Genomic DNA, 13,235 nt, shown 5'->3' on the forward strand with positions numbered 1-13,235 from the left:
CTCTGGTTGTATTGCTGGGGCAGAAAATATCATCGGCCATTGCTGGCGTAATCGGCACCCTCACGCACAACACAACTGGCGGCCGCAAACCCTTATGAATGCGACAGAACCGGCTTTCTTAGCTGGTACTTTCTTATGGGGCGGGAGAGGGCGCGGCAATGCAATTAGCCGCTATGGTTGTGCACTTTTCGGCTGAGTTCGTACACGATCGAACGGAACAAAAGCCGATTTGTGGAGTGCATCCGCCGGTCCGTGCATTGAAGGCGTGACCCCCGCCGTCTAAAACCGCGACTGTCTTAAAAGGAAGAACAACTAAGCATGTCGCGGACACAGTTCGACCAGGAAGAAGTATCGACACGTATTATTCAAGAATACGTGCCTGGCCGGCAGGTAACGATTGCTCATATTATCGCAAATCCGGACGCCGCTTTGTGTCAAAGGGTCGGCCTGGAGGATGCGGAAGCGGTCGGAATCCTAACCGTGACGCCGGGCGAGGGCACGATCATAGCGGGCGATCTGGCGATGAAGGCGGCTGATATCAGCATCGGTTTCCTGGACCGCTTCAGTGGCACGCTGGTGGTGTGCGGCAGTCTGGACAGCGTCGAGGTCGCCGTCGAGGCGGCCAATCGTGGGCTCCAAAGTGTCCTCGGCTTCTTCCCGGCCAAGGTCACACGGACATGAGGCGGGGCGGAGTAGCAATGGCTGCAGCGGAAACTCCCTCCGAGCGTCGCTTCATGGTGCTCGGCTCCGTCGGTTTCGGCAAGACGACCCTGCTGCGCGCTCTTGAGGGTGCGGGCGAGGCTGCGCGCAAGACCCAGATGGTCGACTACGCCGGCTGGGGCATCGACACCCCCGGGGAATATTCCGAGATGGGGATGTTCCGGAACCATCTGATCACGACGGCGAACGACGCGGCCGTGCTCCTGGTGATCCAGGATGCGACGCGGGCGCGCTCCAGCTTTCCGCCTGGGTTCTTCCTGATGTTTTCCCAGACCGTCATCGGCCTGGTCACAAAGATTGATCGTCCCGACGCCGACATCGCTCATGCCTCACGGCTGCTTCGCGATGCCGGGGTGCGTGGGGACATCTACCCCGTCTCTGCGGTTGAAGGCACCGGCATTGAGGAATTGCGCCAACGTCTTCTTGCCCTGGGACTGGTTCACCACAGCGCTTCTAACACAGAGGAGTGAAGCAACATGGCAAATACACCGGGTGAAGCCCTTGGCCTGCTGGAGACGAAGGGTCTTGTCGCGATGGTCGAGGCGGCCGACGCGATGGTCAAAGCGGCCAACGTCACGCTGATTGGCACGGAGAAGATCGGCTCTGGTCTCGTGACCGTCATGGTCCGTGGCGATGTCGGCGCCGTGAAGGCCGCTACCGATGCCGGTGCCGCTGCGGCCCAGCGCGTCGGTGAGGTGGTTTCGGTCCACGTCATTCCGCGGCCGCACATGGATACGGAAAAGCTGCTGCCGAAGCTTCCGGGCGCCGCCAGCTGATCTGTACGCACTAGTCATTAAAGGATGACACGCCATGGACGATAAACTCCTCGACCAGATGGTGCAGCAGGTGATGCAGAAGATCGGCGGCAACGCCGGTGCTGCTCCGGCTGCTCCGGCTGCGTCGCAGCCCGCCACCAAGCATCCCGGCCTGACGGAATTCGTCGGGACTGCGGTGGGCGATTCGATCGGCATCGTGATCGCCAATCTCGATCCGAAGCTGCACGAAATGCTGGGCTACGATCCGAAGTACCGCTCGATCGGCATCCTGAGCTCACGCACGGGCGCCGGCCCCCACATCCTCGCCGTCGACGAGGCCGTGAAGGCCACCAACACCGAAGTCATCTCGATCGAGCTTGCTCGCGACACGAAGGGTGGGGCGGGCCACGGCTCCCTGATCATCCTCGGCGCCGAAGAGGTGTCGGATGCCCGTCGTGGTATCGAGGTTGCCCTTAAGGATCTGCAGCGCACGTTCGGCGACGTCTATGCGAATGACGCCGGCCACATCGAGCTGCAGTACACGGCACGTGCCAGCTACGCCTGCAATAAGGCCTTCGGTGCCCCGATCGGGCGCGCGTTCGGTCTTTGCGTCGGTGCTCCCGCCGGTATCGGTGTCGAGATGGTCGATGCCGCTGTGAAGTCGGCAGACGTCGATCTTCTGGGCATTTCTTCGCCGGCCAAGGGCACGTCTTTCTCGAACGAGGTCATCGGCTTCTTCAGCGGTGATGCCGGCGCGGTCCGCCAGGCGGTCGTCACGGCGCGCGAGATCGGCGTGAAGCTCCTCGGAACGCTTGGCTCGGAGCCGAAGACGGACGGAACTCCGTACATCTGATCGAGAGCCAGCCTTAGCGAGGAATAAAAGTATGGCCAAAAGGCATAAAAGATTTGAGGCTCTGGAGAAGCGGCCCGTCAACCAAGACGGGTATGTGACGGAATGGCCCGAAGTCGGCATGATTGCCATGGGCAGCCCGAACGATCCGAAGCCGAGCATCAAAATCAAGGACGGTGTGATCGTCGAGATGGACGGTCGCACGCGTGACGAGTTCGACTTCAACGAGCTCTTCATCGCCAAATATGGCATCAACACCAAGGTCGCCGAAGAGATGATGGCGATGTCGGCTGTTGATATCGCCAGGATGATCGTCGACATCAACGTGCCGCGCGAGAAGGTCGTTCGCGTCTTCTCGGGTCTCACGCCTGCCAAGATCGCAGCGGTGATCGACGAGCTCAACGTCGTCGAGATGATGATGGGTGTGCAGAAAATGCGTGCCCGCCGCACCCCGGCGAACCAGGCTCACGTGACCAACACTCAGGACAATCCCGTCCTGATGGCGGCCGACGCGGCCGAGGCGACCTGCTACGGCTTCGCCGAGATCGAGACGACCGTTGCGGTGTTCAACTATGGCCCGTTCAACGCGCTTGCGCTTCTGATCGGTGGCCAGGTCGGCCGTCCGGGCGTCCTCTGGCAGGACTCTCTGGAGGAATCGATCGAGCTCGAGCTCGGCATGCGCGGTCTGACCGCCTATGCGGAAACGGTCTCGGTCTACGGCACGGAGCGGGTGTTCATCGACGGCGACGACACGCCGTGGTCGAAGGGCTTCCTGGCCTCTGCCTACGCCTCACGCGGCATCAAGATGCGCTTCACCTCCGGTACCGGTTCGGAAGTGCAGATGGGTTACGCCGAAGGCAAGTCGATGCTGTACTTGGAGATCAAGTGCATCATGCTGACCAAGGCGGCCGGCGTGCAGGGCCTGCAGAACGGCTCCATCTCGTGCATCGGCGTTCCGGCCGGCGTCCCGGGTGGTATCCGTGCTGTCCTCGGTGAGAACCTCGTCACGGCGTGCCTCGACCTCGAGAACGCGTCGGGCAACGACCAGACCTTCTCGCATTCCGACATGCGTCGGACGGCCCGCCTGCTGATGCAGTTCCTTCCGGGAACCGACTTCATCACCTCTGGCTATTCGGCCACGCCGAACAAGGACAACATGTTCGCCGGTTCCAATGTCGACATCGACGACATTGACGATTGGCTGATCATTCAGCGCGACCTCAAGGTCGATGCTGGTCTCGTCCCGAGTTCGGAAGAGAAGATCGTGGAAGTCCGCAACAAGGCCGCCCGCGCCATGCAGGCTGTCTTCACGGAACTCGGTCTGCCGGCGATCACCGACGAGGAAGTCGAAGCCGCGACCTACGCCCATTCGAGCGACGACATGCCGTCGCGCGATAAGGTGCGGGACACCAAGGCTGCGCAGGACATCCTGAAGCGGGGCATCACCGGTCTCGATGTGATCAAGGCTCTTGCCAAGCAAGGCTTTGCGGATGTGGCGAACTCCGTTCTGTCCATCCAGAAGCAGCGCGTGGCGGGTGACTACCTGCACACTTCGACGATCTTCGACACCGACTTCAACCCGATCGCTGCCGTCAATGACCTGAACGATTACCAGGGCCCTGGCACTGGATATCGGGCCGAAGGCGAGCGCTGGAAACAGTTGCAGACGATCCGTCAGGCCATTCGGCCTGAAGATCTCTAAGCCGCGGTCAGGAGATAGACAGAAATGGCACAGATCACAGAAGCAGCTGTCCGTGACGCGGTTCGGGAAGTCCTGGCCCAGATGCAGCTGGCGGAAGACAAGAGTGCGAAAAGCACTCCGGTTTCCGCCTTTGCACCGGTCGACAACTCCGCCGCCAAGATGACACTGCGTGAGGTCGGCCCTGCCAAGCAGGGTACGGAGCCGAACGAAGTCGTCGTGGCTCTTGCCCCGGCCTTCGGCGACAAGCTGAAGGAACAGACGATCACTGGCATCCCCCACGCCAAGGTGTTGCGCGAAATTCTCGCCGGCATCGAGGAAGAGGGCTGCAAGGGACGCGTCATCCGGGTCAAGCACACCTCCGACGTCGCTTTCGCCGGCAATGTCGGTGCGAAGCTCGCCGGTTCGGGCATCGCCATCGGCATCCAGTCGCGGGGCACTTCGGTCATCCACCAGCGAGACCTGTTCCCGCTCCAGAACCTGGAGCTGTTCCCGCAGGCGCCGGTGCTCGACCTTGAAACCTACCGCTCAATCGGCCGCAACGCTGCGCGCTACGCGAAGGGCGAGACGCCCGATCCCGTGCGCCAGAAGAACGACCAGATGGCCCGGCCGAAATACCAGGCCATCGCAGCGGTCCTCCACATCCGTGAAACCAGCTTCGTCGATCGCAATGCGAAGCCGGTCGATCTGGAAGTGAAGTTCAGCTGAGCGGACAGGGAGAAAAACAATGTCACAGCAAGACCTGATCAACTCCATTGTTCGCGAAGTGCTCGCGGAGCTGGGCAACGGCGGTTCCGCCGCTGCCCCCAGCAAGGCATCGGCAAGCGGAAAGCTCGACCACACGAAGGACTATCCGCTCGCCAAGCATCGCCCCGAGCTGGTCAAGACGCCGGGCGGCAAGTCGCTCGAGGACATCACTCTTGAGGATGTGCTCAACGGCAAGATCGGCCCGAACGACATCCGCATCACGGCTGATACTCTGGAATACCAGGCTCAGATTGGTGAGAGCGTCGGTCGCCCGCAGTTTGCGGCGAACCTTCGGCGCGCTGCCGAGATGACCCGGGTTCCCGACGACCGGATCCTGCAGATGTACAACGCTCTGCGTCCGAACCGTTCGACGAAAGCCGAACTGCTGGCGATCGCGGACGAGTTGGAAAGCAAGTTCGACGCGAACATTTGCGCGGACTTCGTTCGTGAGGCGGCCGACGTTTACGAGCGTCGCGACGTCCTCCGTAAGGACTGACGAAAACGGACCGACCAAACTCCTGCACGTTGCTCCCCCTTGGAGTTTGGTTCTCTGCGAAACGGCGGGTGTACCCCCAATTGGCCCGCCGTTTCGCACCTTCCTCACAGCAAACCTATTGGAAGAAAAATGAAGGTCGCGGGCGTCGATATCGGAAACTCGACCACGGAAGTTGCCCTGGCCGAATTGGGCGCACCAGGTGGAGTGCCGAATTTCCTGGCCTCCAGCCGCATGCCGACGACGGGCATCAAAGGCACCCTGGCGAACGTGCCGGGTGTGGTGCGGGCGCTCGAGACGGCTGTGCAGCAGGCTGGGCTCGCGCTGGGCGACATCGACCTCGTTCTTCTGAATGAAGCGACCCCGGTGATCGGCGATATCGCCATGGAAACGATCACCGAGACGATCATCACCGAATCCTCGATGATCGGTCACAATCCGAATTCTCCCGGCGGGCTCGGCATCGGTGTCGGCGTCACGCACGACATCAGTGAGCTTGAGACAGCCCCGAAAGACGAGGCGATCATCGCCGTCGTCCCGAAGACCTACGATTTCACCCGCGCCGCACAGATGCTGGCAGCGGCCCTGGAGCGCGGCGTCGATGTGACGGCCGCGATCGTGCAGGGCGACGACGGCGTTCTGATCGCCAACCGCCTTCCGAAGAAGTTGCCGATCGTCGATGAGGTGAAGCTCATCGATCAGGTGCCGCTCGGCATGCTCGCGGCTGTCGAAGTGGCCGATCATGGCCAGGCGATCCAGCAGCTCAGCAATCCGTACGGCATTGCGACGCTCTTCAAGCTGACGCCGCAAGAAACGACGATGATCATTCCGATCGCCAAGGCCCTCATCGGCCTGCGCTCGGCCGTGGTCATCCGCACCCCCGCCGGCGACGTTCAGACGCGGCACATCCCGGCCGGCTCTCTGAAGCTGATCGGCGAGCGGCGCACGGTCGACGCGCCGATGGATTCCGGCGCTGACGCGATCATGGATGCGCTCGCCCAGGCCTTTCCGCTCAAGGATGTGGAAGGCGAGTCCGGCACCAATGTCGGCGGCATGGTGGCGCGTGTGCGTCAGACCATGAGCAACATGACGAAGAAGCCGGCGTCGGAGGTGCATATCCGCGACGTGCTGGCGGTCGATTGCCTGGTGCCGCAGCGGGTTTCGGGTGGCCTCGCTCAGGAATTCTCGATGGAGAATGCCGTCGGGCTTGCGGCCATGGTCAACACTGACAAGCTTCTGATGGAGCAGCTTGCCGAAGGTCTGCACAAGGAGCTCGGCATCCAGGTGCAGCTCGGTGGTGTCGAAGCCAATATGGCTATCCTCGGCACGCTCACCACGCCGGGTCTCGATACGCCTTTGGCGATCCTCGACCTCGGTGCCGGCTCGACCGACGCCGCCATCCTCGAAAAGGATCGTGACGTGCGCTCGGTCCATCTTGCCGGCGCCGGCGATATGGTGACGCTCCTCATCCAGCGTGAGCTCGATCTGCCGGGCGGCAACGAGACGGATGTCGCCGAGCAGATCAAGCGCTTCCCGCTGGTGCGTGTGGAAAGTCTGTTCCACGTCCGCCACGAGGACAACACCGTGCGCTTCTTCGAGGAGCCGCTCGATCCGAAGCTCTTCGGCCGTGTCGCCCTGATCACCCCGGACGGGCTCTCGCCGATCCCGACGCACCACACGCTGGACCGCATCCGCGAGGTGCGCCGCGAAGCCAAGCGCCGCGTCTTCGTGCGCAATGCCATGCGGGCGCTCTCCGCGGTCGCGCCGGCCGGCAACATCCGTGAGATCCAGTTCGTCGCCGTCGTCGGCGGTTCGGGGCTCGACTTCGAAGTCGCCCGCATGCTGACCGATCAGCTCGCCCATTACGGCACGGTGATCGGCACCGCCAATATCCGCGGCGCTCTCGGCCCGGTGAATGCCGTGGCGACCGGCCTCGTCCTCAGCCATGCGCGGCGTCAGGGAGCGGTCTGAGCTATGGCCGAGAAGTCCGAACGTCCCACCATCAACGTCGCGGTCGTCCGCGGAGCAACGCCGTCGCTTTACGAATGGGTGTTGATCGGCGCTGAGGAAGAGGGCGTCCCGACCAAGCTGGCCGAGGCGGCTTCCGGAGATGTCGTGGATGCGGCGTATGCGGCCGCGATCAGTTCGCGGATCGATATCGGTGTCGCGATCGGCACTGACGCGATCGTTCTGCACGAACGGCACATGCCTCCGCAAAAGCCGGTGCTGACGATCCCGTATGAAGGCAAAGCCGAAGCCGTGTGTCGCCGGGCCGGCGCCAATGCCGCCCGCATGGTGGCGCGCCTTCCGCTGCTTTTCGAAGACGCGGTCGAGGATGTCGACGAGCGCGTTCGGCCGGCCTCCGAACGACGCGCCGCAGCACAATCGGCTGCATCCGTTCCGGCTAAGACTGCCGCCGCCCTTCGGGACGGCAACGGCGGGGGCGTCCCGACACAAAGCCAGGCGCGCGCCGAAGGCGGTGCCGGGCGCAACTGCACAAATCAACAAGCGGCTGAGACAGCAAGACGGCCGGCCGGCGAGGCCTCCCCCGAGCTTGCTCTGAGCGAGGCCGACATACGCAAGATCGTCAAGATCGTCGTGGCGATCATCAAAGAACGAGGAACACAATGGCGCTGAAGGCTCTGGGATTGATCGAGGCCATTGGCCTGCCGACTGCGATCGCAGCGGCGGACGCGGCGGTGAAATCCGCCAATGTCGTGCTGCTCGGCTCCGAGACCGCGAAAGGCGGTGGACGTATCACCATCAAGCTCGCTGGAGACGTCGGTGCGATCCGCGCCGCGGTGGCGGCGGGAACGGCCGCTGGTGCCAAGGTCGGGCGGATCGATGGTCAGCTGATCATTCCGCGCCCGCACGACACGCTCGAAAGCCTGATCCTGCAGGCCGGCGGCAAGCCGAAGTCGGAGGCGCCAAGCGAGGCTGCTTCCGCGACGCCGGCGGCAGAGCCCGCGGCCTCTGAAGCTGCGCCGGAAGAGGCGAGCTCCGAAGCCGCCGGTTCCGAGGACAGCGCCGAAGGCGAAAGCGACGCCGAAGACGACCAACCCAAGGCTTCGGAGGTGACCGCGCCGGTTGCTGAAGAAGCCCCCGAGGTCGAGACGTCCGCCGCAGCCGATGCAGCCCCGCAAGAGGAAGCCCCGTCCGAGGCAGCGGCCGATAGCAACGATGAAGCGTCCGACGAAGCAGGTGATGAAGACGCCGATGACACCTCGGATGGCGAGACGGGCGAGACGAATGCGACCGGTGAGCACGCGGCCTCAAACGGCCGGCCCCGCAAGGGACGGCGCTCCAGAAGAAAATACTGACGGTCGGTGAAGACCGGGTCGCCGACGATTGGAACGGACGAAGAAGACCGCGCCGAAGGCGCGACTGAGGAGTAACTCGATGGAAATCACCGCCGAAACGATCGAAGGGGTCACCAAAGAAGTGGTCCGGCGTCTTTCGCAAGCGGGAGCGGGCGCGGCTAAGACGACGGCGAGTGCACCACCGGCTGCGGCCAAGACCGAGGTGGCGCCGCCCAAGCCTGAGGCTGCCCAGAGCGAAGTGCCGACGAAGCCGGTCATTCGCAACGGCAATCTGGAACTGCCGGTCTACACCGGCGTCTCCGTCCGCCACATCCATCTCTGCGACGAACACGTGAAGGTGCTCTTCGGTGAAGGCTACGACCTGCAGGTCTACAACGAGCTTTATCAGAAGGGTTATTTCGCGGCGAAAGAGCAGCTGATCGTCGTCGGTCCGAAGCGGGCGATCGAAAAGGTTCGCGTTCTCGGCCCGACCCGGGCGTTCTCGCAGGTCGAACTGGCGCAGACGGATGCCACCAACATCGGCCTGAAGCTGCCGGTTCGCACCGAAGGCAGCGAAGAGGGCACGCAGCCCGTCACCCTCGTCGGGCCGCGGGGCACTGTGCGCTTGCCGGGCGGCAAGGGCGGCGGTGCCTTCCAGGCGCGGCGCCACATTCACCTCAGCGACGATGTTGCCCGCGAACTTCGCGTCAAGGCCGGTGACCTTCTCGATCTGCGGGTCGACGGTCCGAAGCCCACGACGCTGCACGGCATCTTTGTGCGCGTGAAGGCGGGCTGGCGCACCGAACTGCACGTCGACACGGACGAAGCGAATGCGGCCGGCATCCGGACCGGCCAGATGTGCACGCTCATCATTCCGCGCTGAGGAGGCTGAAGGGAGAGGGCGATGGACGAGGCAATCGTCGACATGGTCGTCGCCAGAGTGATGGCGCAGCTTGAGGGCGAGACGATCGACACCTCGCCGCGGCGCGTCGTCATGCTGCTGAGCGGGGCTGCGAGTGGCTTTTACGCCGCGCGCGAAGGCATCCGCCGCCTGAGCGCCTCCAAGCACGAGCTCAAAGTGCTGATGACGCCGGGTGCGCAGCATGTGCTGACCGAAGATCTGGTTCGCCAGGAGGGTGCAAAGACGATCCTCCCGTACGATCCCTGGCTCGACGTGCCGGAGCTCATCAAGGCGTGCGACCTGCTCCTCGTGCCGTGCCTGACGATGAACCTTGCCGGTCGTCTTGCCCTCGGGCTCATGGATTCTCCGGCAACGACGCTCTTTCTGGGTGTGCTTCTTGCGGGCAAGCCGGTCATTGCCATTCGCAACGGCGCCGATCCTGCCGACAAGCGCGGCGAGGTCATGGGGTCAAAGCCGGACGGTTCGCCCGTTCTCTGGTCGCTTCTGCAGGAATACCTTGCTCGGCTCGCCGCCTTCGGCGCGGAGATGGTCGACAAGCAAGACTTCTTGATGCGGATGGAGCGCCACCTCGTGACGTCGCGCCACGTGACGGAGGCGCCTGCTGTTGTTCCGCAGCATTCGGCGACGATCGCCGCTGGGGTATCGAACGCGGTGACGCCAACCTCGAAATTTGTGACCGCCAATGAGCTTCTGGGCCTTGCGCCTGGTTCTTCAATCAGCCTCGCGCCGGGGCAGGCTTTGACGGCCCAGGCCCGCGATGCTGTCGAGCGCCTGCATCTCAAGCTCGTTGCCGCGTGACAGTGAAAGGACGACTGAAATGCAACTTGCAACCGTAATCGGAACTGTCGTCGCCACGCGCAAGGACGATGCGCTCGTTGGCTACAAGCTCCTCGTCCTGGAACTCTCGGACGGCTCCCGCATCGTCGCGATCGATCTCGTCGGCGCTGGCGGCAGCGACACGGTTCTCTACGTCACTGGCGGCGCTGCGCGCGTCAAACTGGATAAACCAAGCCCCGTCGACGCGGCCGTCGTCGGCATCGTCGATACGGTGGATGTGCGGTCATGAGCGTCTACACAAAAGGCGGAGACAAGGGCGAAACCTCGCTTCTCGGCGGCCTGCGTGTCTCCAAGGACAGCTTGCGGGTGGAAGTCTACGGGACCCTCGACGAGGCCACGTCGGCGATGGGCCTCGGGCGCGCCGCCTGTGAAGATGACGAGCTGCGCGGCGACCTCCATTGCCTGCAGCGCGAGCTGATCGACGTGATGGCAGAGGTCGCCTCCGGCTTTGACCCCGACAAGCCGCGCAAAGGCAAAGTGTACCGCGTCGAGCCGCACCAGGTGGAACATCTGGAGAAACTGATCGACGCCTACCAGGAAGAGCGTGTCCCCCAGAAGGGCTTCGTGACGCCTGGCGGCACACAGGCGGCGGCAGCCCTCGACATGGCCCGCACCTTCGTGCGCCGCGGCGAGCGCCGTCTCATCGCCCTCGGCCGGGAAGAAGAGATCAATCCGGTTCTCTTCAAATATTTCAATCGCTTATCTGACTATCTTTATATGGCGGCGCGCATCGACGAGCAGCGTGCGGTCGTTCGCGAAGTCACCAAGCAGATGAAGAAAGCCAAGGCCGAACCTGAGGAGGGGACGATGACGGAACTCTGCCTGTCAGATTGCGATCGCCTGGTGGAGGCCGGCATTGCCCGCGCGGACGCCATTTCCGTGCCGATGGTGCTGGTCGTCGTCGACGCGGCCGGCGATCTGATCGAGCTGCGCCGCATGAAGGGTTCGCTGGGCGTGAGCCTGAAGCTTGCGCCGCACAAAGCCTATACGGCCGCTGCCGTGCGCTCGCCGACCCATGAGATCGCGAAACTATCGCAGCCCGGCGGTCCGCTGTTCGGCATCGACAGCAACATTCCGAACTTCACGCTGGTTGGCGGAGGCCTGCCTCTCGAGCGTGGTGGCCGCGTCGTCGGTGCGGTGGGCGTGAGTGGTGGATCCGTCGAGGAAGATATCGATGTGGCCCGCGCGATGGTCGCGGCGCTGTAAGAATTCTGTGAAAGGAAAAGACACGCTATGGCTGTAGAAGACAACACAATCAGCGAGATCGTTCGCCGGGTTCTCGGTGAGATGGGTGGACGGCCGGATGCTGACAGCTCCGCTTTCCGGCCGCAGCCGGTCACGACCGGGCAACGTGGCGTCTTTGCGAATGCGGACGATGCCATCCTTGCCGTCGAGCGTGCCAATGCGGAATACCGTCGCGTCAGCCTTGCCAAGCGCAAGGCAATCGTCGACGCGTTGCGGGAAGTGACCATCGAACATGCGCAGGAACTGGCTCAGATGGCCGTTTCCGAAAGCCGCATGGGCCGCGTCGAAGACAAGGTGAAGAAGCACCTGGCGGTGGCTGAAAAGACCCCGGGTGTGGAAGGTCTGCCGACCAACGCCATGGTCGGTGATTTCGGCCTGTCGACGGAGGAGCCGGCACCGTTCGGCACGATCCTCGCCGTCACGCCGACGACCAACCCGACGGCGACGCTGCTCAACAATGCCATCAGCATGCTTGGCGCCGGCAACACGGTGTATTTTGCGCCGCATCCGCGTGCCCTGAAGACCTCGCTGCACTGCATCGACCTCATCAACGAGGCCGTGGAGAAGGCGGGCGGCCCGGCCAACACCTGCGTGACGACGAGCTCTGTCGATCTCAAGGTGGTTCAGGGCCTGATGCGTCATCCGAAGATTGCGATCTTGTGCATCACGGGTGGCACCGGCGTCGTGAGTGAAGCGATGACGAGCGGCAAGCGCGTGATCGGCGCCGCTGCGGGCAACCCGCCGGTCGTGGTCGACAACAGCGCCGATCCGGCGAAGGCCGCCCGCGAAATCATCGCCGGCCATTCCTTCGACAACAACCTGCCGTGCATCGCCGAGAAGGAAGTCATCGCGACCTCCGGCATTGCCGATAACCTCATGGCAGCCTTCGGCCGTTGCGACAACGCCGTCGTTCTCGGTGCAGACCGTCTGCCGGAGCTCGAGCGCATCGTGCTCAATGAAAAGCGGACGGGTGGTGCGCCGAAGATGATCGGCCAGAACGCCAACGTCATCCTCCGCGAGCTCGGCATTGATGCGGGCGACGACATCCGCGCCATCATCGTGGAGACCGACCGGAAGCATCCGTTCGTGGTCCACGAGCTGATGATCCCGGTTCTCGGCGTCGTGCGCGTCGGCAACTTCAAGGAAGCGGTGGATGTCGCCGTGGAGCTCGAGGGCGGCAACCGTCACTCGGCCATCATCCATTCCTCCGACGTCTATCACATGAGCGAGTTCGGCAGGGCGATCAACACGACGATCTACGTCAAGAACGCTCCCTCCTATGCCGGCATCGGTATCGGCGGCGAGGGCCATACGGGCTTCACCATCGCTGGGCGGACCGGCGAGGGCATTGCGACCGTGCGCACCTTCACGCGTGTGCGCCGCTGTGCGCTCGTTGGGGCGTTCTCGCTCTAGACAAGACTGCGAAAATGCATGCGAGAACGGCATCGTATTCGCCCGCTGAAGGGCTTCGCGACCGGGGCTGGGGCACAAAGGCGCCCGGTCGCTGAACCGTCTTGCAACCGTTGCCAGCCCTCAACGCGAGGGCTGGCCGCGGGTGGCCGCCGCGACGCCATCGGCGTAAGCGGATGGTGTGTGGAGGCTTCCGCCTCAAAGCTCGGAAGCGAAATCAGAATCTGAAACAACGAAATCTGCCGGAAACGGCGGAGC

The 13,235-nt window shown here is 63.4% G+C and carries 15 protein-coding genes; all 15 read left to right on the forward strand.

Annotated features, from left to right (window positions below):
• Positions 1 to 318 precede the first annotated feature (318 nt).
• The 15 genes from eutS (at position 319) to L0F51_RS01000 (ending at position 12,980) form a co-directional block, all read left to right on the forward strand.
• Complete coding sequence (gene eutS, locus L0F51_RS00930) at positions 319 to 681, forward strand: ethanolamine utilization microcompartment protein EutS (RefSeq protein ID WP_234627536.1); 363 nt, start codon at positions 319 to 321, stop codon at positions 679 to 681.
• A 17-nt stretch (positions 682 to 698) separates the two neighbouring features.
• Positions 699 to 1,190 carry a EutP/PduV family microcompartment system protein gene (locus tag L0F51_RS00935; protein ID WP_128293630.1) on the forward strand — a complete coding sequence of 164 codons (492 nt, stop codon included), beginning with the start codon at positions 699 to 701 and terminating at the stop codon, positions 1,188 to 1,190.
• Between the two features lie 6 nt (positions 1,191 to 1,196).
• Positions 1,197 to 1,496 carry an ethanolamine utilization microcompartment protein EutM gene (eutM, locus tag L0F51_RS00940; protein WP_234627537.1) on the forward strand — a complete coding sequence of 100 codons (300 nt, stop codon included), beginning with the start codon at positions 1,197 to 1,199 and terminating at the stop codon, positions 1,494 to 1,496.
• Positions 1,497 to 1,530: 34 nt separating this feature from the next.
• Positions 1,531 to 2,328 carry a propanediol utilization microcompartment protein PduB gene (gene pduB / locus L0F51_RS00945; protein ID WP_092814152.1) on the forward strand — a complete coding sequence of 266 codons (798 nt, stop codon included), beginning with the start codon at positions 1,531 to 1,533 and terminating at the stop codon, positions 2,326 to 2,328.
• A gap of 31 nt (positions 2,329 to 2,359) precedes the next feature.
• The gene (locus tag L0F51_RS00950) at positions 2,360 to 4,027 is read left to right on the forward strand and encodes a propanediol/glycerol family dehydratase large subunit (RefSeq protein ID WP_234627538.1); all 1,668 of its coding nucleotides are present in this window, start codon (positions 2,360 to 2,362) and stop codon (positions 4,025 to 4,027) included.
• A gap of 24 nt (positions 4,028 to 4,051) precedes the next feature.
• The gene (locus tag L0F51_RS00955) at positions 4,052 to 4,732 is read left to right on the forward strand and encodes a propanediol/glycerol family dehydratase medium subunit (protein ID WP_128293640.1); all 681 of its coding nucleotides are present in this window, start codon (positions 4,052 to 4,054) and stop codon (positions 4,730 to 4,732) included.
• A gap of 19 nt (positions 4,733 to 4,751) precedes the next feature.
• Positions 4,752 to 5,267, forward strand: a complete 516-nt coding sequence (locus tag L0F51_RS00960; protein WP_234627539.1) for a diol dehydratase small subunit — start codon at positions 4,752 to 4,754, stop codon at positions 5,265 to 5,267.
• Positions 5,268 to 5,396: 129 nt separating this feature from the next.
• Entirely contained in the window at positions 5,397 to 7,235 is a 1,839-nt protein-coding gene (locus L0F51_RS00965; RefSeq protein WP_234627540.1) for a diol dehydratase reactivase subunit alpha, read from the forward strand.
• Positions 7,236 to 7,238: 3 nt separating this feature from the next.
• Complete coding sequence (locus tag L0F51_RS00970; RefSeq protein ID WP_234627541.1) at positions 7,239 to 7,901, forward strand: glycerol dehydratase reactivase beta/small subunit family protein; 663 nt, start codon at positions 7,239 to 7,241, stop codon at positions 7,899 to 7,901.
• Entirely contained in the window at positions 7,892 to 8,584 is a 693-nt protein-coding gene (locus L0F51_RS00975; protein ID WP_234627542.1) for a BMC domain-containing protein, read from the forward strand. The genes L0F51_RS00970 and L0F51_RS00975 overlap by 10 nt, the downstream gene beginning before the upstream one ends.
• 79 nt (positions 8,585 to 8,663) lie before the next feature.
• Complete coding sequence (locus tag L0F51_RS00980; protein WP_234627543.1) at positions 8,664 to 9,446, forward strand: PduL/EutD family phosphate acyltransferase; 783 nt, start codon at positions 8,664 to 8,666, stop codon at positions 9,444 to 9,446.
• Between the two features lie 21 nt (positions 9,447 to 9,467).
• Positions 9,468 to 10,283 carry a flavoprotein gene (locus L0F51_RS00985; protein ID WP_234627544.1) on the forward strand — a complete coding sequence of 272 codons (816 nt, stop codon included), beginning with the start codon at positions 9,468 to 9,470 and terminating at the stop codon, positions 10,281 to 10,283.
• Positions 10,284 to 10,302: 19 nt separating this feature from the next.
• Complete coding sequence (locus L0F51_RS00990; protein ID WP_234627545.1) at positions 10,303 to 10,551, forward strand: EutN/CcmL family microcompartment protein; 249 nt, start codon at positions 10,303 to 10,305, stop codon at positions 10,549 to 10,551.
• Positions 10,548 to 11,528: a cob(I)yrinic acid a,c-diamide adenosyltransferase gene (locus L0F51_RS00995; RefSeq protein WP_234627546.1), complete on the forward strand. Its 981-nt coding sequence runs from the start codon at positions 10,548 to 10,550 to the stop codon at positions 11,526 to 11,528. The genes L0F51_RS00990 and L0F51_RS00995 overlap by 4 nt, the downstream gene beginning before the upstream one ends.
• A gap of 27 nt (positions 11,529 to 11,555) precedes the next feature.
• Positions 11,556 to 12,980, forward strand: a complete 1,425-nt coding sequence (locus tag L0F51_RS01000) for an aldehyde dehydrogenase family protein (RefSeq protein WP_234627547.1) — start codon at positions 11,556 to 11,558, stop codon at positions 12,978 to 12,980.
• Positions 12,981 to 13,235 lie beyond the last annotated feature (255 nt).

This window comes from Afifella sp. H1R (assembly GCF_021462425.1).
Classification (GTDB): domain Bacteria; phylum Pseudomonadota; class Alphaproteobacteria; order Rhizobiales; family Afifellaceae; genus Afifella; species Afifella aestuarii.